Origin of the sequence: Mesorhizobium sp. M8A.F.Ca.ET.208.01.1.1, from assembly GCF_004791315.1 — a bacterium.
Lineage (GTDB): Bacteria > Pseudomonadota > Alphaproteobacteria > Rhizobiales > Rhizobiaceae > Mesorhizobium.
Window position 1 is genome coordinate 178,528 of record NZ_SRUT01000005.1, and the last position, 18,370, is coordinate 196,897.

The 18,370-nt window shown below is 61.3% G+C and carries 16 protein-coding genes; 12 read left to right on the forward strand and 4 right to left on the reverse strand.

Annotated elements, in window-relative coordinates:
• The first annotated feature begins 9 nt into the window (after positions 1-9).
• The 12 genes from sucD (at position 10) to EN851_RS22825 (ending at position 14,170) form a co-directional block, all read left to right on the forward strand.
• Positions 10-909 carry a succinate--CoA ligase subunit alpha gene (gene sucD / locus EN851_RS22770; RefSeq protein ID WP_135880818.1) on the forward strand — a complete coding sequence of 300 codons (900 nt, stop codon included), beginning with the start codon at positions 10-12 and terminating at the stop codon, positions 907-909.
• Positions 910-974: 65 nt separating this feature from the next.
• Positions 975-1,943 (forward strand): D-glycerate dehydrogenase, encoded by a 969-nt coding sequence (locus EN851_RS22775; protein ID WP_135906898.1) that lies wholly within the window; start codon positions 975-977, stop codon positions 1,941-1,943.
• Positions 1,944-3,245, forward strand: a complete 1,302-nt coding sequence (locus EN851_RS22780) for a DUF4147 domain-containing protein (protein WP_135906900.1) — start codon at positions 1,944-1,946, stop codon at positions 3,243-3,245.
• A gap of 159 nt (positions 3,246-3,404) precedes the next feature.
• Positions 3,405-4,127, forward strand: a complete 723-nt coding sequence (locus EN851_RS22785; protein WP_135880815.1) for an XRE family transcriptional regulator — start codon at positions 3,405-3,407, stop codon at positions 4,125-4,127.
• A 304-nt stretch (positions 4,128-4,431) separates the two neighbouring features.
• The gene (locus EN851_RS22790) at positions 4,432-5,328 is read left to right on the forward strand and encodes a glutamine amidotransferase family protein (RefSeq protein ID WP_135906902.1); all 897 of its coding nucleotides are present in this window, start codon (positions 4,432-4,434) and stop codon (positions 5,326-5,328) included.
• A 3-nt stretch (positions 5,329-5,331) separates the two neighbouring features.
• A complete protein-coding gene (locus EN851_RS22795; RefSeq protein ID WP_135906904.1) occupies positions 5,332-6,072 on the forward strand; it encodes a GXGXG domain-containing protein in 741 nt (246 codons plus the stop codon).
• Positions 6,073-6,082: 10 nt separating this feature from the next.
• Positions 6,083-7,411 carry an FMN-binding glutamate synthase family protein gene (locus EN851_RS22800; RefSeq protein ID WP_135880812.1) on the forward strand — a complete coding sequence of 443 codons (1,329 nt, stop codon included), beginning with the start codon at positions 6,083-6,085 and terminating at the stop codon, positions 7,409-7,411.
• 26 nt (positions 7,412-7,437) lie between these two features.
• A complete protein-coding gene (glnT, locus tag EN851_RS22805) occupies positions 7,438-8,781 on the forward strand; it encodes a type III glutamate--ammonia ligase (RefSeq protein WP_135906906.1) in 1,344 nt (447 codons plus the stop codon).
• Between the two features lie 112 nt (positions 8,782-8,893).
• Positions 8,894-10,147: a sarcosine oxidase subunit beta family protein gene (locus EN851_RS22810; protein WP_135880810.1), complete on the forward strand. Its 1,254-nt coding sequence runs from the start codon at positions 8,894-8,896 to the stop codon at positions 10,145-10,147.
• A gap of 24 nt (positions 10,148-10,171) precedes the next feature.
• Entirely contained in the window at positions 10,172-10,495 is a 324-nt protein-coding gene (locus EN851_RS22815) for a sarcosine oxidase subunit delta (protein ID WP_135880809.1), read from the forward strand.
• Positions 10,492-13,545 carry a sarcosine oxidase subunit alpha family protein gene (locus EN851_RS22820; RefSeq protein ID WP_135906908.1) on the forward strand — a complete coding sequence of 1,018 codons (3,054 nt, stop codon included), beginning with the start codon at positions 10,492-10,494 and terminating at the stop codon, positions 13,543-13,545. Before EN851_RS22815 ends, EN851_RS22820 begins: the two co-directional genes overlap by 4 nt.
• The gene (locus EN851_RS22825) at positions 13,538-14,170 is read left to right on the forward strand and encodes a sarcosine oxidase subunit gamma family protein (protein WP_245511649.1); all 633 of its coding nucleotides are present in this window, start codon (positions 13,538-13,540) and stop codon (positions 14,168-14,170) included. The genes EN851_RS22820 and EN851_RS22825 overlap by 8 nt, the downstream gene beginning before the upstream one ends.
• A 308-nt stretch (positions 14,171-14,478) precedes the next feature.
• Here EN851_RS22825 and folK read toward each other — a convergent pair whose 3' ends face one another.
• From folK to folD, 4 genes are read right to left on the reverse strand one after another with little or no spacing between them, the layout of a single operon-like run.
• A complete protein-coding gene (folK, locus tag EN851_RS22830) occupies positions 14,479-15,411 on the reverse strand; it encodes a 2-amino-4-hydroxy-6-hydroxymethyldihydropteridine diphosphokinase (protein ID WP_167531268.1) in 933 nt (310 codons plus the stop codon).
• The gene (locus EN851_RS36430; RefSeq protein ID WP_167531269.1) at positions 15,408-15,632 is read right to left on the reverse strand and encodes a hypothetical protein; all 225 of its coding nucleotides are present in this window, start codon (positions 15,630-15,632) and stop codon (positions 15,408-15,410) included. The genes folK and EN851_RS36430 overlap by 4 nt, the downstream gene beginning before the upstream one ends.
• A 1-nt stretch (position 15,633) precedes the next feature.
• The gene (locus EN851_RS22835; RefSeq protein ID WP_135906914.1) at positions 15,634-17,313 is read right to left on the reverse strand and encodes a formate--tetrahydrofolate ligase; all 1,680 of its coding nucleotides are present in this window, start codon (positions 17,311-17,313) and stop codon (positions 15,634-15,636) included.
• 43 nt (positions 17,314-17,356) lie between these two features.
• Positions 17,357-18,268 carry a bifunctional methylenetetrahydrofolate dehydrogenase/methenyltetrahydrofolate cyclohydrolase FolD gene (folD, locus tag EN851_RS22840; RefSeq protein WP_135906917.1) on the reverse strand — a complete coding sequence of 304 codons (912 nt, stop codon included), beginning with the start codon at positions 18,266-18,268 and terminating at the stop codon, positions 17,357-17,359.
• Between the last annotated feature and the right edge of the window lie 102 nt (positions 18,269-18,370).

Consider the following 18,370-nt stretch of genomic DNA (forward strand, 5'->3'; position numbering starts at 1 on the left):
GTCGAGAAAATGGCAATCCTGCTCAACCGCAGCACCCGCGTCATCGTCCAGGGGTTTACCGGGAAGATCGGCAGTTTTCATGCCGAGGATATGCAGCGATACGGGACCAAGGTGGTTGGTGGCGTCACGCCCGGCAAGGGCGGCCAGACGCATCTCGGCCTGCCCGTCTTCAACACGGTCAAGGGCGCCGTGCGTGAGACCCGCGCGGAAGCGAGCATCGTCTTCGTGCCGCCGCCCTTCGCCGCAGATTCGATCATGGAAGCCGCCGACGCCGGCATCAAACTCTGCGTCTGCATCACCGACGGCATCCCCTCGCAGGACATGATGCAGGTAAAGCGCTACATGCGCCGCTACCGCTTCGAGGACCGCATGCGGCTGATCGGCCCGAACTGCGCCGGCATGATCACGCCGGGACAGGCGCTGATGGGCATCATGCCGGGCAACATCTACCTGCCCGGCCGCGTCGGCATCGTCGGCCGCTCCGGCACGCTCGGCTATGAGGCGGCCTCGCAGATGAAGGCGCTCGGCATCGGTGTATCGACCAGCGTCGGCATCGGCGGCGACCCGATCAATGGGTCGTCCTTCCGCGACATTCTTGAACTGTTCGAGAAGGATGATGACACCGACGCGGTGGTCATGATTGGTGAAATCGGCGGATCGCAAGAAGCCGAGGCCGCCGAGTGGGCCAGATCGAATATGAAGAAACCGTTGATCGCCTACATCGCCGGGCTCTCTGCGCCGAAGGGAAGACGTATGGGCCATGCCGGAGCAATCATTTCCGCCTTCGGCGAGTCTGCACAGGAGAAGGTGGAGATCCTGCGTGACGCCGGCGTGACCATTGTGCCGACACCCGCCGCGTTCGGCGCTACAGTGGCCGGCGTGCTCGCCGAGCAAATGAAAGCCGCCTGATCCGAGTTCGTGCAATCGGGATTGGTTTTGACGGGCGATCCTTATCCAACCGGCGAGGAACTCGCATGAAGCCGCGCATAATTGTGACGAGGCGTTGGCCCGACGCTGTCGAGCGCGTCCTTGCGGAACGCTTCGACGTCACGCTGAACCAGGGAGATATTCCTTTCACATCGACGCAGCTCAAGGCCGCGATGGCGGGCTTTGATGCGATTCTGCCGACGGTCAGCGACAAGCTGCCCGCGTCTGTTTTTCCCGATGAGGACGGGCGCACCAAGTTGATCGCAAATTTCGGAGTTGGGTTCAGTCACATCGATCTCGATGCCGCCAGGCAGCGCGGCATCCTAGTGACAAACACGCCAGGCGTACTGACGGATTGCACCGCCGATATTGCCCTGAGCTTGCTGCTCGCGGTTGCGAGGCGCACCGGCGAGGGCGAACGCCAATTGCGGGCGGGAAAATGGTCGGGATGGTGTCCGACCCATATGATTGGCGCCAAAGTTTCGGGCAAGACGCTAGGCATCATCGGGATGGGGCGCATAGGCAAGGCAGTTGCGAAGCGTGCCCGTTTCGGCTTTGGCATGGACATCATATTCTTCAATCGCTCGCGCGTGGATGATGATGAGCTCCGGGCGATGGCTGCCACGCAGGTATCAAGCATCGAAGAAGTCCTCAATCGATCGGATTTCGTGTCGCTGCATTGCCCCGGAGGGGCCGAAAATCGACACTTGATCGACGGCAGGCGCATCGGCGCAATGAAGCCGGGTGGATTTTTGATCAATACGGCCAGGGGTGACGTTGTCGATCAGGATGCGCTTATTCAGGCGCTCGAGAACCGCACCATCGCTGGCGCCGGCCTGGATGTATTTGCCGAAGAGCCTCTCGTCCCCGAACGGCTCTTGCGATTGGACAATGTTGTTCTACTTCCGCACCTAGGCTCTGCCACCGAAGAGACACGCGTGGCGATGGGGATGAAGGCGGTGGACAACTTGATCGCCTTCTCCGAGGGGCGCCAACCGCCCGACAGGGTGACCTAGGTGGTCATCCGATCGGCGGGCGTGCTCAAGGCCCTTCGGCAAGAGGCTGTAGCCCTGTTTCGCGAGGGCGTGGCGGCGGCAAATCCTGAACACGCAGTGTCCGTGGCGTTGCTTGAGCGCAGTGAACTGCTCGAGCGGGCGTCGCGGATCATTCTGGTCGCCTTCGGCAAGGCAGCCTGCTCCATGACGCGGGCTGCCCTGCCTTTTGTCCGCGACAAGTTGGAGACGGCCACCGCCCTCACCAATCACGAGAACATGGACCCCATTGATGGGGTCCAGGTGATGACTGGCGGCCACCCGATCCCGGATCAGGGCAGCATTGCGGGCGCAGCGGCGATCGAGAATGCCGTTGCGGACGCGCGGGACGGCGACCTGGTTCTTGTTTTGGTCAGCGGTGGCGGCTCGGCCTTGCTGTGTGCGCCGCCGTTGGGCATCGGACTCGCCGACAAGATAGCCCTCAACAAAGTATTGGTTCACTCCGGGGCGGACATTGGCGAGATCAATTCCGTCCGGCCATTGTTCTCGCGACTTAAAGGCGGCCAGCTTGCCCGTTTGGCGGGAAAAGCCCGCGTATTATCCTTAATTCTCTCGGACGTTCGTGGCGACAACGTCTCGGCAATCGCCAGCGGACCTACCGCGATGCCCGATGTCTCGGCCCGACGAGCAGTTGAGGTGCTTGATAAATATGGACTGCGGCCGAAGTTAACCACCGCTTTGAATTGCCGGCTTGATGAGTTCCAAGCGGTACCTGACGAGGCCGCGTATGATTTCGACAATGTCGAGAATGTCATTGTCGGGAGCAATCTGATCAGTCAGCGAAGGGTAGCTGACAAGGCCCGCATCCGGTTTCATTCCGTGGTTCACCCAAATGACTGGCTTTGCGGAGATGTCCTTGCTGCTGCAGCCACGCTCCACAAACGCGCACGCACGGCCGCCGAACACAATGCGCCTGTGGCACTGGTCTTTGGCGGGGAAACCACCGTAAAGGTGAGGGGTAGTGGAACCGGCGGGCGTAATCAGGAGCTCGCCTTACGCTTTGCTCTGCTGAACGAACATTTGCCTATAGGCAGACCATGGGTTCTTCTCAGTGCTGGAACCGACGGTCTTGACGGACCGACGGATGCAGCGGGCGGCATAGTTGATGCTGGCTCGCTTGACCGGATGCGGAAGACGGGCCTCGATCCCGTCAGCAGCCTCGAGAACAACGATTCCTACCGGGCGCTTGCTGGCTCAGGCGACTTGTTGATTACCGGCGCGACCGGCACCAATGCTGCCGATATTCAGATTGTCCTGATGCGCTGACCTTCAGTGTCCTCGGGCGCCCGGATAGTGCCGGCACCCTTTGACAACGCTTCGATGACAGCCAGCCGTGCCCCGTGCCAGGAGTCGGCGTATTGTAAGGTGTGGCAAATATGTTTACCTAAAGTGAAATCGTAGGGTCTGGGATTTGGGCGGTTCGAAATGGCAAAAGTCAAAAAGCTTGTGACGGCCGCCAAGGTGTCTGTCAACGAGCCAGAGGGCAAACCGCCCGCGGCGCCAGCCGTCGCACGTTCTGCTGTCTTGTCCCAGGATCCCCATGCCGTTCGCGATGCCAGGGAGAAAGTCCTTGAGCTTGCGATCGGTCGCGAGGTCCGAGCCTTTCGCAAGAAACTGGGCATTACTGTCGCGGACCTTGCGAGCACCACGAATATCTCGCTCGGCATGCTGTCGAAGATCGAGAACGGGATAACATCACCGTCCTTGACGACGCTACAGACGCTTTCCAATGCCCTGGGCGTGCCGATCACGGCTTTTTTTCGACGCTTCGAGGAGGATCGAAACGCTGTTTTCGTCAAGGCAGGCGAGGGCATGGACGTTGAACGGCGTGGCACCCGGGCAGGTCATCAGTACACCTTGCTTGGCCATATCGGTTCGAACACCAGCGGAGTCGAGGTCGAGCCCTACCTCATTACCTTAACGGAAGACTCCGACGTCTTTCCAATGTTCCAGCATGATGGCATGGAATTTCTCTACATGCTCGAGGGCGAGGTTGTGTATCGCCACGGCGGCAAGCTCTACCGCATGTTGCCTGGCGATAGCTTGTTCTTCGATGCTGATGCCCCGCACGGACCGGAAGAACTGATCAAACTTCCAATGCGCTACCTTTCCATCATCTCGTATCCGCAGAGCGGCGGACAGGATTAGCTGGGCAGAGGACCACGGGAACACGGGTTTATTTTGTGGCCGACTGAGGCCCTAAACCCAGCGGCGTTGCCTATTCTCGTCAACGCCTTCGCCAGCCTTGTCAGGCAGCCTTCGAGAATTTCTATAAAAAGCAGATAGTTGGCTCTCGCTGCTATCATCAGTTGGGTATGGTTCTGGCCTGTATGCGAGAAAAAAGTGGTGTCCGCCTATTTCTCCCTGAGGAAAAAAAAATTCATGACAGTTGATTTGGCAATTTGGACCTGCTACCAAAATTGTCAGCTGCAATCACTATGGAGTGGCCGTCATGTGCGGAATCGTGGGGCTTTTTTTGAAGGACAAATCGCTTCAATCCCAATTGGGTGCGATGTTGTCCGAGATGTTGATCTCTATGACGGATCGCGGACCTGATAGTGCGGGCATCGCTATCTACGGACCTGCCACCCCTGGCCGCGCCAAGGTCACCATTCAGTCGCAGTCGCCGCAGTCCGATTTTGCCGGATTGGCAGCGGAGCTGCGCAAGAAGCTTGGCGTCGAGGTCAAGGTCGCTGTCAATTCGACGCATGCCGTCATCGACGTCCCCTCAGACCAGATCGATGCGACCCGTGCGGCGCTTGGCGAGATCAGGCCATCGATCCGCGTCATGGGTTCGGGCGATAACGTCGAAATTTACAAGGAAGTGGGCTTGCCTGGGGACGTGGTCGATCGTTTCGGCCTGTCCAAGATGATTGGAACGCACGGCATCGGTCATACCCGTATGGCCACCGAATCGGCGGTGACGACCATGGGCGCCCATCCGTTTTCCACGGGGCCGGACCAGTGTCTGGTTCATAACGGCTCGCTGTCGAACCACAACAACCTTCGTCGTGAACTCAAGCGCGAAGGCATGAAGTTCGAAACCGAGAATGATACCGAGGTGGCGGCTGCTTATCTTTCATCGAAGATGGCTCACGGTATGAAGCTTGGCGAAGCGCTGGAGCACACACTCGGCGATCTGGATGGCTTCTTCACTTTTGTCGTGGGCACCAAATCAGGCTTCGGCGTGGTCCGCGACCCCATCGCCTGCAAGCCGGCAGTTCTCGCCGAAACCGACCAGTATGTGGCGTTCGGGTCGGAATATCGCGCTCTCGCGATGCTGCCTGGCATAGAAAACGCCAAGGTTTGGGAACCTGAGCCAGCAACTGTTTATTTCTGGGAGCATTGAGGTATGCATACGACCAATCTTGCCACGGCCGCAGCGCCGCGCAGTTCGGACCATTCAGCGGTTAAGTTCGATCTTGCCAAGACGCCGCTACGGGAACTCAACCATGCGCTCCACAACATCAAGCCGGGGTCCAACGAGACGGCTTGGGAAATTCTAAACCCCGGCGGCGGCCATGCTGTCGCTGCTGGAGTGGACCAGCCAATCACTGTCGATATCAGGGGCAGCGTTGGCTATTACTGCGGCGGCATGAATAGCCAGGGCACCATTACGGTACATGGGTCGGCCGGACCTGGTGTTGGCGAAAACATGATGTCGGGTGAAATCATCGTGAAGGGTGACGCCAGCCAGTACGCTGGCGCTACCGGCAGGGGTGGCTTGCTGGTTATTGAAGGCAATGCCTCTTCGCGCTGCGGGATCTCCATGAAGGGCATCGATATCGTCGTTCATGGCGATATCGGACACATGTCGGCTTTCATGGCGCAATCAGGGCATCTGGTGGTACTCGGCGATGCGGGAGACGCGCTCGGAGACTCCATCTACGAAGCGAAGTTGTTCGTCAGGGGCAAGGTCCAGAGCCTTGGAGCCGACTGCATCGCCAAGGAAATGCGTCCCGAGCACATCGCCAAGCTGCAGGAACTGCTCGACCGCGCCGGTGTCAAGGGCGTGAAGCCGGAGGAGTTCACGCGCTACGGCTCCGCGCGCACCTTGTACAATTTCAACATCGACAACGCCGCCGCGTATTGAGGCCAGCATCATGACCTATCAGAATCCGCCAACCATCCCGCGCAAATCCGCGACGTTCGACGACTATACGATGTCGGAAATCCGCCGCGCCGCGGCCACGGGCATCTACGATATTCGCGGTAGCGGCGCCAAGCGCAAGCTCCCGCACTTCGATGACCTTTTGTTCCTCGGCGCGTCAATCTCCCGCTATCCGCTCGAAGGTTACCGTGAAAAGTGTGACACGACCGTCATACTCGGCGCACGCAACGCCAAGAAGCCGATTACATTGAAGATCCCGATCACTGTTGCCGGCATGAGTTTTGGCTCGCTGTCTGGCCCAGCCAAAGAGGCGCTGGGACGCGGTGCCACGCTGTCGGGAACATCAACGACTACCGGCGATGGCGGGATGACCGAGGAAGAACGAGGCCACTCGCAAACGCTGGTCTATCAGTATCTGCCCTCGCGTTATGGAATGAACCCGCGCGATCTTCGCCGCGCCGACGCAATCGAGATCGTTGTAGGCCAGGGCGCTAAGCCCGGCGGCGGCGGCATGCTGCTTGGCCAGAAGATCTCTGACCGTGTTGCCGAAATGCGCACGTTGCCCAAGGGGATCGACCAGCGTTCGGCTTGCCGGCATCCTGACTGGACAGGACCTGACGATCTTGAGATCAAGATTCTCGAGATCCGTGAGATCACCGATTGGGAAAAGCCTATCTACGTCAAGGTCGGTGGCGCACGTCCTTATTATGACACCGCGCTTGCGGTGAAGGCGGGTGCCGACGTGGTCGTGCTTGATGGAATGCAGGGCGGCACCGCCGCAACCCAGGAAGTGTTTATTGAAAACGTGGGCCAGCCTATACTTGCCTGCATTCGGCCCGCCGTCCAGGCGTTGCAAGATCTCGGCATGCACCGAAAGGTGCAACTCATCGTCTCTGGAGGCATCCGCAACGGCGCCGATGTCGCCAAGGCGTTGGCGCTGGGGGCCGATGCCGTGTCGATCGGAACGGCGGCGCTTATTGCTCTAGGCGACAACGATCCGCGTTGGGAGTCCGAGTACCAGAAACTTGGAACCACTGCTGGCGCATATGACGACTGGCACGAAGGCAAGGATCCGGCCGGTATCACCACGCAGGACCCCGAGCTGATGAAGCGGGTCGATCCGATCGCGGCGGGGCGACGGTTGGCCAACTACCTGAAGGTGATGACGCTGGAAGCGCAGACGATCGCGCGTGCGTGCGGGAAGAATCATCTGCACAATCTGGAGCCGGAGGACCTTTGTGCCCTGACGCTTGAGTCAGCAGCCATGGCCGGCGTGCCTTTGGCTGGCACGAACTGGGTACCGGGCAAAAACACCTTCTGATTCAGCAAAGCTGGGAGAGACAAGCTATGGGAACGGCTTTCGAGAGCAAACTGGAGCCTAAGGCGGCAACCGATCTGGGTGAATTCGCCAAGGCGCGGAGCATCAAGTATTTCATGATCTCCTATACCGACCTTTTTGGTGGGCAGCGCGCCAAGCTGGTTCCCGCTCAAGCAATCGCCGACATGCAGAAGGATGGTGCCGGTTTTGCCGGCTTCGCCACCTGGCTCGACCTGACGCCGGCACATCCCGACATGCTGGCGGTTCCGGATGCCTCCTCCGTCATCCAACTGCCGTGGAAGCGGGATGTAGCCTGGGTCGCCTCAGACTGCGTGATGGAAGGCAAAGGCGTCGAACAGGCGCCACGCAACACACTCAAGCGTCTGGTGGCGGACGCGGCCGAATTGGGCATGCGCGTCAAGACCGGTGTCGAGCCGGAGTTCTTCCTGACGACGCCGGGGGGAGAAAAAATCTCCGACGAGTACGATACCGCGGCGAAGTCCTGCTACGACCAGCAGGCCGTCATGCGTCGCTACGATGTCATCGCCGAGATCTGTGACGCCATGCTGGAGCTTGGCTGGAACCCCTATCAGAATGACCATGAGGACGCGAACGGCCAGTTCGAGATGAACTGGCAGTATGACGACGTGCTGCCGACCGCGGACAAGCACTCGTTCTTCAAGTTCATGGTCAAGTCGATCGCAGAAAAGAACGGCTTGCGCGCCACCTTCATGCCGAAGCCATTCCAGGGTCTGACCGGAAATGGCTGCCACGCCCACATCTCGGTATGGGACCTTGCCGGCAAAACCAATGCGTTCGCAGACAAGAGCATGGAGCTGGGCCTTTCCCAACAGGGCCGGCATTTCCTCGGCGGGATCATGAAGCATGCCTCGGCACTTGCCGCGATCACCAATCCCACGGTCAATTCCTACAAGCGCATCAATGCCCCACGCACGATCTCCGGCGCGACATGGGCTCCCAACACGGTGACCTGGACCGGCAACAACCGAACCCACATGGTGCGCGTGCCTGGCCCTGGCCGCTTCGAACTCCGCCTGCCCGATGGCGCCGCCAACCCTTATCTCATGCAGGCCGTCATTCTCGCTGCTGGTCTTTCCGGAATTCGCACGAAAGCCGATCCGGGCGAACGCTCCGACATCGACATGTACAAGGACGGCCACAGCGTAACCAACGGTCCGAAGCTACCGCTAAACCTGCTCGACGCGCTGCGCCAATACGACAAGGACATCGAACTCAAGGCCGCGATGGGCGAGGAGTTTTCGACGGCGTTTCTCAAGCTGAAGCATCAGGAATGGAACTCCTATGCCTCCCATTTCACGCAATGGGAACGCGATCACACACTGGACGTCTAAATCCAAAGAGTCCGCGTGGAAAACGGCTCCGTTGCCGCCTCCGCTACCTCCCAGGGCCCGGCGGAGCCGTTTTCGAACATTTTGGAAGTGCAACTTTCGCAGAATTGACCCGATGAAATACTCCATCTTCTCCCTGGCGCGTGCGGCATTGTCCGGGCACAAAAACTGGTCCCGTACCTGGCGTGACCCGGCGCCTAAAAGTCGTTATGACGTCGTGATCATCGGCGGCGGCGGCCACGGGCTGGCCACTGCCTATTTCCTGGCCCACAAATACGGCATCAGGAATGTCGCCGTACTGGAAAAGGGCTGGATCGGCTCCGGCAATGCCGGCCGCAACACCACCATCATCCGCTCCAACTACATGCTGCCCGGCAATACCGGCTTCTACGAGCTGTCGATGAAGCTGTGGGAGCGGATGGAACAGGACCTCAACTACAACACGATGGTCAGCCAGCGCGGCATCATCAACCTCTACCATTCCGACGCCCAGCGCGACGCCTTCGCGCGGCGCGGCAACGTCATGCGCATCAACGGCATCGACGCCGATCTGCTCGACGCCACGCAGATCCGCAAGATGCTGCCGTTCCTCAACTACGACAATGCACGCTTCCCGATCCAGGGCGGACTGCTGCAACGCCGCGCGGGCACGGCGCGCCACGACGCCGTCGTGTGGGGCTATGCCCACGCGGCTGACAAGCTTGGCGTCGATGTCATCCAGAACTGCGAAGTGACCGGCTTCATCCGCGACCAGAACGGCGCGATCACCGGTGTCGAGACGTCGCGTGGCAGGATCGGCGCCGGCAAGGTCGGCATGGCGGTCGCTGGCAGCTCCTCGAAGGTGGCGGCGATGGCCGGCCTGCGCCTGCCGATCGAAAGCCACGTGCTGCAGGCCTTCGTGTCGGAAGCGATCAAGCCACTCATTCCCGGCGTCATCACCTTTGGCGCCGGCCATTTCTACGTCAGCCAGTCCGACAAGGGCGGCCTGGTCTTCGGCGGTGATCTCGACGGCTACAATTCCTATGCCCAGCGCGGCAACATGCCGGTCATGGAGGATGTCTGCGAAGGCGGCATGGCGCTGATGCCGATGATCGGCCGGGTGCGCATGCTGCGCCAGTGGGGCGGCATCATGGACATGTCCATGGACGGCACGCCGATCATCGATCGCTCGCCGGTCGACGGCCTCTACATCAATGCCGGCTGGTGCTACGGCGGTTTCAAGGCGACACCTGCCTCAGGCCTGACCTTCGCGCATCTGCTCGCCCGCGACGAACCGCATGAGGAAGCCAAACGCTTCCGCCTCGACCGCTTCCAGCGCGGCTTTATGATCGACGAAAAGGGGCAGGGGCCCCAGCCTAACCTTCACTGAAGACCAGAACAGGACTATCGGGAAATGCGCATAGCATGTCCATTTTGTGGAACGCGCGAAGTTGGCGAGTTCACCTATCTCGGTGACGCCAAGCCGAAGCGCCCAGCCATGGTGGCACTCGACGTTGCCGGCGGTGCCGTCGGCGAGGCGGAGGCGTTCTACGATTACGTCTATCTGCGCGACAACGTCTCCGGAGAGATGAACGAATACTGGTACCACGGCGGTGGTTGCCGCTCCTGGCTCCGCGTTACCCGCAACACCGCCACGCATGAAATCACATCGGTCGAGGCGGCGCCCGGCGCAGGCGCCAGCTCTTCGCCGGCTCCAACCGCAGGCGTTAGATCATGACCGGCTCGCTGACGCTCACCTCCGCGCAAGGCAAGCCCGCGGCAGGTGCCAAGGTTCCCACGGCGGCTTCCGGCAGCGCCCAATCCAACCGCCTCGTCACCGGCGGCCTGATCGACCGCGCCGCACCGCTGAACTTCGCCTTCGACGGCAAGACGATGACTGGCTTTGCTGGTGACACGCTTGCCTCCGCGCTCGTCGCCAACGGCGTCAGGCTGGTTGGCCGCTCGTTCAAATACCATCGCCCGCGCGGCATCCTGACGGCGGGGTCGGAAGAGCCGAACGCGCTGGTCGAATTGCGCAGCGGCGCCCGTCGCGAAGCCAACACCAAGGCGACCACCACCGAGCTTTATGACGGCCTCGACGCGCTGAGCCAGAACCGCTGGCCATCTCTGCGCCACGACGTGATGGCGGTCAACCAGCTCCTGTCGCCGATCTTCGTCGCTGGCTTCTACTACAAGACCTTCATGTGGCCGGCGAAGTTCTGGGAGATGATCTATGAGCCCGCCATCCGTCGCGCCGCCGGCCTTGGCCGATCGAGCGGCCTGGCTGATCCGGATCACTACGACAAGGCCTGGGCGCATTGTGACGTGCTGGTGGCGGGCAGTGGCCCGGCCGGCATCTCCGCCGCACTCGCCGCCGGCCGCGCCGGCGCCCGCGTCATTCTCGCCGAGGAAGACAGCCGCGTCGGCGGCAGGCTCTTGTCCGATCACGCTGAGATCGACGGGCTGTTTTCGCGCGAATGGCTGACCAATGCGCTTGCCGAGCTCTCGTCCTTGCCCAACGTTCGCATCATGACCCGCACGGCGGTGTTCGGCGTCTACGACGGTGGAACCTATGGCGCCCTCGAACGCGTCAACGACCATGTGGCGACGCCCGCCAAGCATCGGGTCCGCCAGCGGCTCTGGCGCATCGTCGCCAAGCGTTGCGTGGTGGCGGCCGGCGCCATCGAGCGCCCGATCGTGTTTTCGGGTAATGATCGCCCAGGGGTGATGATGGCTTCGGCGGTCCGCACCTATATCGACCGTTTCGCCGCGACGCCGGGCAAGCGCATCGCGCTGTTCACCAACAATAATGACGGCTGGCAAACCGTCGAAGCAGCGCTGCGTGCCGGCATCGAGATATCCGGCGTCATCGATTCACGCCCGCACATTCCCGACCAGTTCCGGGCGGTTGCCGAGGCTTCCGGCTTCCGCGTCTTCAACGGCGTCGTCAGTGACGCCAGCGGCGGCGTGTCGGGAATAAGCAGGATCAGCATCGCCCAAGCCAGTGGCGGGACAGCGGAGATCGCCGCCGACACGCTGGCCATGTCCGGTGGCTGGAACCCGTCGGTCGGCCTGTCCTCGCATCAGCGCGGCCGACCCACCTGGCGCGACGACATTGCCGCCTTCGTGCCGGGCGATTGTCCGCCTGGAATGACTGTTTCTGGTGCGGCCAACGGTGACTTTTCGCTCAGCGCCTGCTTGCGTGGCGGTCATGCCTCGGGCATCGAGGCCGCCGCCGAATGCGGCCACAAGCAAAAGGCCGGCGCCGCGTCCGCGGCCGTCGCGGAGGTATTCTCGATCGCGCCGCTGTGGCATGTCGAGGGCAAGCACAAGGCATTCGTCGACTTCCAGCATGACGTCACGGCGTCGGACATTGCGCTCGCCCAGCGCGAAGGCTTTGAATCGGTCGAGCATCTGAAGCGGTACACGACGCTTGGCATGGCGACGGACCAGGGCCGCAACTCCAACGTCACCGGTCTTGCCATCATGGCCGAAGTCAGCGGGCGCACGATCCCGCAGACCGGCACCACCATCTACCGGCCGCCGCAGGTTCCGGTTGCCATCGGTGCCCTTGCCGGCCACCATCGCGATGAAAAATTCCATTCGACTCGGTTGACGCCCTCGCACCGCTGGGCCGCCGAGCGCGGCGCCGTATTCGTCGACACCGGCCTGTGGAAGCGCGCGCAATGGTATCCGCTGCCCGGCGAAAAGGACTGGCTGACGTCGGTTGACCGCGAAGTGCTGACGGTGCGCAACGGCGTTGGTTTCTGCGATGTCTCCACGCTCGGCAAGATCGACGTAATGGGTCCCGACGCCGGCGCCTTCCTCGACCGCGTCTACATCAACATCTTCTCCTCGCTCGGCGTCGGCAAGGCGCGCTATGGCCTGATGCTGCGCGACGACGGCATCGTCATGGACGACGGCACCACGTCGCGGCTGGCCGAGGATCATTTCTTCCTGACCACCACCACGGCCAAGGCAGGTCCGGTGATGCAATATCTCGAATATTGCCGTCAGGTGCTGTGGCCTGAACTCGACGTGCAACTGACATCGTGCACCGACCAGTGGGCGCAATTCTCGATCGCCGGGCCGAAAACCCGCGATCTGCTGCGCGAGATCGTCGACCCGGCCGAAGACCTGTCCAATGAAGGCTTCCCCTTCATGGGCGTGCGCGAGGTGAAGCTGCGCGGCGGCGTCACGGCCCGGCTGTTCCGCATTTCCTTCTCGGGTGAAATGGCCTTCGAGATTTCCGTGCCGGCGCGCTATGGCGACGCCCTGGTGCGCAACCTGATGATTGCCGGCAAGCCGTTCGGCGTCATCTCGTATGGCACCGAGGCGCTCGGCGTCATGCGCATCGAGAAGGGCCACGTCGCAGGTCCCGAACTCAACGGCACGACGACGGCGGGTGATCTCGGCCTCGGCAAGATGGCGTCGAAGAAGAAGGATTTCGTCGGCCGCGTTCTCGCCGCTCGCGAAGGCCTCGTCGATCCGAACCGCCAGGTTGTGGTCGGCCTGAAGCCGGTCGACAAGGCACGACGGCTGCGTTCGGGCGCGCACATCATCCCCAAGGGCGCGATACCGGGACCCGACACCGACCAGGGCTACGCAACCTCGGTCTGCCACTCGCCGATGCTTGGCCAGTGGATCGGCCTTGGCCTGGTCGAGCGCGGCCGCGAGCGCTTTGGCGAAATCGTCCGTGTGCATGACCCATTGCGCGGCGAGGACTACGACGTCGAGATCTGCAATCCGGTCTTCTACGATCCCGAGGGAGGACGCCAGCGTGGCTGATTTTACCTGGACCGCCAGTTCGCCGCTGCAGCATGCAGCCGCTCCTGGTCGCCGAGGCGCGGCCGTGCTTCAACCTGGCATCGTCTTGTCGGAGGTGCGCGACTTCAGCCTGGTCCTGGTCTTCGCCCGGCGCGGGCAGGGGCCGGCCACCGCCAAGGCCGCCAAGGCACGGTTTGATGTAGAAGCGCCGTCAACGCCCCAGGCCGTCGCGGGCGAGTCCGCCACGCTGATCTGGTCAGGGGCCGACCAGTTCTATGCCCTGTTTGCCAACGCGGAGGGGCAATCGCCGGTCGACGCGCTACGCGAAAGTTTTGCAGGCAAGGCGTCGCTTTCCGATCAGTCAGACGGCCGGGCGCTGATCCGGATATCCGGCCCAAGCGCGCGCAAGATGCTGGCCAAGCTGTCATCGCTCGATCTGGACGATACGGTCTTCCCCGTCGGTGCGGCTGCCGCGACCTCGATCGACCACACCGGCGTCAATTTGTGGCGCGGCGCCAACGCCGCCGATGGATCGCCAATCTTCAACGTCCTGGTTTTCACCAGCTTTGCCGATAGCATCTGGCATAGCATCTTGGACGCATCGGCCGAATATGGCACTGAGATCGTCGCTTCTCATGGGCTCTAGCGGAAACTTCATTTTTGGCGGTCGACTGCCTGCAGTCAACCCAAATCAAGCGCGTCGCCTGGTGGAGACATCAATGCAGCACTGCCGCTTTAAGTGTCATCCTCGACCGTACTGACGTGAATCTCGGTCGGCACGAGGGGCAGAGCCTTTGTAGGACGGCGCATCGATAACCTGTCTCCCCCGAGCGAAGCTCGCTTGACTAGGCTGTATCGCTCAACGGATCGCCTCTATAGTTGTGGCGCTCCCATGCACTCGGACCACAATCATGAACCATCAAAGCTCGGGATCAAACATCCGGCTGAAATCGATCAAGAGGGGTCATCCAGTCTAACGACGTCGCCGGCAATGCGCTGGAGCTGCGCCACAGCGTTCCCGACAAGTCGTCCCATTACTTTTTGCTCCGATGCGATCTCGGCCAAGGGTACCAGCACAAATGCACGATTGAACATTTCCGGATGAGGCAGGGCATAGCCTGGGAGGCGAATTTCCGCGTCACCAACGAACAGAACGTCGATATCAATGAGACGAGGCCCCCACGGTCTCTCTGGTGTACGCCCAATCTGGCTTTCGATCGCTTTGCAACGTTGCAGCAGATGGCGTGGAGACAGACTGGTCAAGCCGATTGCACAGCCGTTGACAAACCAATCCTGGTCCGTCGCGCCCCAGGCAGCCGTCTTGTAGAAATGTGAGACGGCATCGATTTCCACGCCTTCTTCGAGGCTGAGCAATGACAATGCGGCGCGAAGGTTCGCCTGTTTGTTGCCTATGTTGCTGCCAAGGGCAAAGGCTACCCGCGACTTGCGCGCGCGGCGTACTTCGATTCCGACATGATCCAAGGCGTGGGCAATCGGGGCAGAAGGCTTGCGGATCCGGACCAGCACCTCAGACACCGATGGAAATCCGACAAGAACTCTCTCGGCGATACGGTCACCGAGCGTTTCGATCAACCTAAAGGGGCCGGAAGCCGACACCTCGACCGCGAGGTTGCATAGCGTGGCGTAGCAGACGGCCTTCGAATAGTCGTCGTCACGCACGCATTGTTCAAGATCCGACACGCAATCGATATCGATGAAAAATTTCTGCCCCAGACGCGTCTCTTCGCTCAGCACTCCATGATACCCGTGTACGCAGAGGTTGGACACAAAAACCCGGTCGGTCACCGCCGCGATGCTGGGCCTCGGCGAATCCTCAAGCAGACCGGCTGAGTGACGGGTGGTGGGAGATGCGAACGGGACGTTCAATTGACCGCCCGTTCCAGTTCCCGCGATTTCGGGAAGCTTCCTGAGGCCTTGAAATTTTCGTCGGAAACTTTTCCAACTCCCGTCGGCGGCATGCCTGCGACATCCTCGTTGTGCGGATAAAACGGCATTGCTGCCAGCGGGTCTTGGCTGGCAGCAAGTCCGGTGGAGTGCGGCGAACACATGACGGTTTGCACAGCAATCGTCGCCGCTAACCCGTGCATCTCAGAACAGGCCTTCGATCTGGCCGGCCTCGTTGAGGAATATCTTTTCCGAAGATGGCGCCTTAGGCAGGCCGGGCATGGTCATGACCTCGCCGCAGATGATGACGACGAAGCCGGCGCCCGCCGAAAGCCTGACCTCACGCACCGGCACGGTGTGGCCGGTCGGCGCGCCGCGCAGGTTCGGGTCGGTCGAGAAGGAATACTGGGTCTTGGCCATGCAGACCGGCAGATTGCCGTAGCCGGCGTCTTCCCAGGCCTTGAGCTGGTCGCGCACCGACTTGTCGGCGATCGCTTCCGAGCCGCGATAGATGCGCTGGACGATGGTGTTGATCTTCTCGAACAGCGGCATGGCATCGGGATAGAGCGGCGCGAACTGCGAGGCGCCGGATTCGGCCAATGCCACCACCTTCTTGGCGAGTTCCTCGATGCCGGCCGAGCCCTTGGCCCAGTGCTTGCACAGGATCGCCTCTTCTCCCATCGAGGCGACGTAGTCCTTCATCGCCTGGATTTCGGCGTCGGTGTCGGAATAGAAGTGGTTGATGGCAACCACCGCCGGCACGCCGAACTGGCGGATGTTCTCGATGTGGCGGCCGAGGTTGGCGCAGCCCTTCTTCACCGCCTCGACGTTTTCCTTGCCGAGGTCTTCCTTCTTGACGCCGCCATTCATCTTCATGGCGCGCACGGTGGCGACGATGACGGCGGCTGCCGGCTTGAGGCCCGCCTTGCGGCACTTGATGTCGAAGAATTTTTCAGCGCCGAGATCAGCGCCAAAGCCGGCTTCGGTGACGACATAGTCGGCGAGCTTCAGCGCCGTGGTGGTGGCGACGACAGAGTTGCAGCCATGGGCGATGTTGGCGAACGGGCCGCCATGGACGAAGGCCGGGTTGTTCTCCAGCGTCTGCACGAGGTTGGGCTGCATGGCGTCCTTGAGCAGAACGGCCATGGCGCCGTCGGCCTTGAGGTCGCGGGCGTAGACCGGCGTCTTGTCACGGCGGTAGGCGACAATGATGTCGCCGAGGCGCTTTTCCAGATCCTTCAGGTCGTTCGACAGGCACAGGATAGCCATGACTTCCGAGGCGACAGTGATGTCGAAGCCGGCCTCGCGCGGAAAACCGTTGGCGACGCCGCCGAGCGAGCAGATGATTTCGCGCAGCGCCCGGTCGTTCATGTCCATGACGCGGCGCCAGACAACGCGGCGGGTGTCGATGCCGAGCTCATTGCCCCAGTAGATGTGGTTGTCGATCAGCGCCGAAAGCAGATTGTGCGCCGTGGTGATGGCGTGGAAGTCGCCGGTGAAGTGGAGGTTCATGTCCTCCATCGGCACGACCTGCGCGTAGCCGCCGCCGGCAGCGCCGCCCTTGACGCCGAAATTCGGGCCGAGCGAAGCTTCGCGAATGCAGACGATCGCCTTCTTGCCGATGCGGTTCAGGCCATCGCCGAGGCCGACCGTGGTGGTGGTCTTGCCTTCGCCGGCCGGCGTCGGGTTGATGGCGGTGACTAGGATCAGCTTGCCGTCCTTGTTGCCCTTTACCGACTTGATGAATTCGGCTGAGATCTTGGCCTTGTCGTGGCCGTAGGGCAGCAGATGCTCGGTCGGGATGCCGATCTTCTGGCCGATCTCCTGGATCTGCTTTTTCTTGGCACCGCGCGCGATCTCGATGTCGGATGATACTTCGGCCATGGGTTCTGCCTTAATGAGGGTTCGGATTGAGCGGACGATGCGCCTATTGAGCGCGCGATGTAGCGGAAAGTGATAGCGGCGCCTGCCCGGCTGCGCGGCGGGCAGCGGTCAAGGTATTGGCCATGAGCATGGCGATCGTCATCGGCCCGACACCGCCTGGAACCGGGGTAATGTTGCCCGCCACAAGTTCGGCTTCTGCGTAGGCCACATCGCCAACCAGCCGGGGCTTTCCCTCGCCATTAAAGACACGGTTGATCCCGACGTCGACGACGGTTGCCCCCGGCATGATCCAGTCACCTCTGATCATTTCCGCTCGGCCAACTGCAGCGATCAATATGTCAGCGGTCCGGCAAAGCGCGGGCAAATCCTTGGTTCGGCTGTGGGCAACAGCTACGGTGGCATTCGCGTTGAGCAACAGGCTCGCCATTGGCTTGCCGACGATGTTGGAACGACCCACCACCACAGCATTGAGACCAGAAAGGTCACGGCCGCGTGCACGTTCTATCAGCAGCATGGATCCAGCTGGCGTGCACGGCACGAAAGCTGTGTCGAGCTCACCGGTGCCGAGTTTGCCGACATTGATGAAATGGAAGCCGTCGACATCCTTGTCTGGTGCGATCGTTTGAATGATCCGCCCTGTGTCTATGTGAGACGGCAGAGGCAGTTGCACCAGAATGCCGTGGACCGAAGCGGTCGCATTGAGCTTTTCGATGAGCTCGACAAGCTCTGCCTCGTTGATATCGGCTGGCAATGTGTGTTGCACCGAGTGGAAGCCGCACTCCTTGGCCTTCTTGCCCTTTGAGGAGACGTAGACCTGGCTCGCCGGGTCCTCGCCCACGATAACGACAGCAATACCTGGCGTGACGCCGCTGGAGGCTATCAAGTCAGCGGTCGCAGCCTTAACTTGATTGACCACGTCGGCCGAAGCGAGCTTACCGTCCATCACTTTCGCCATCGGTCGGATGACTCCTCATCGTTCGTGCAAGGCAGGAAATCCCTTTGCGTCCAGGGCGCCAGATTCCGCATTGCGGGGGTGACTCGAAATCCGAGCTTTGGC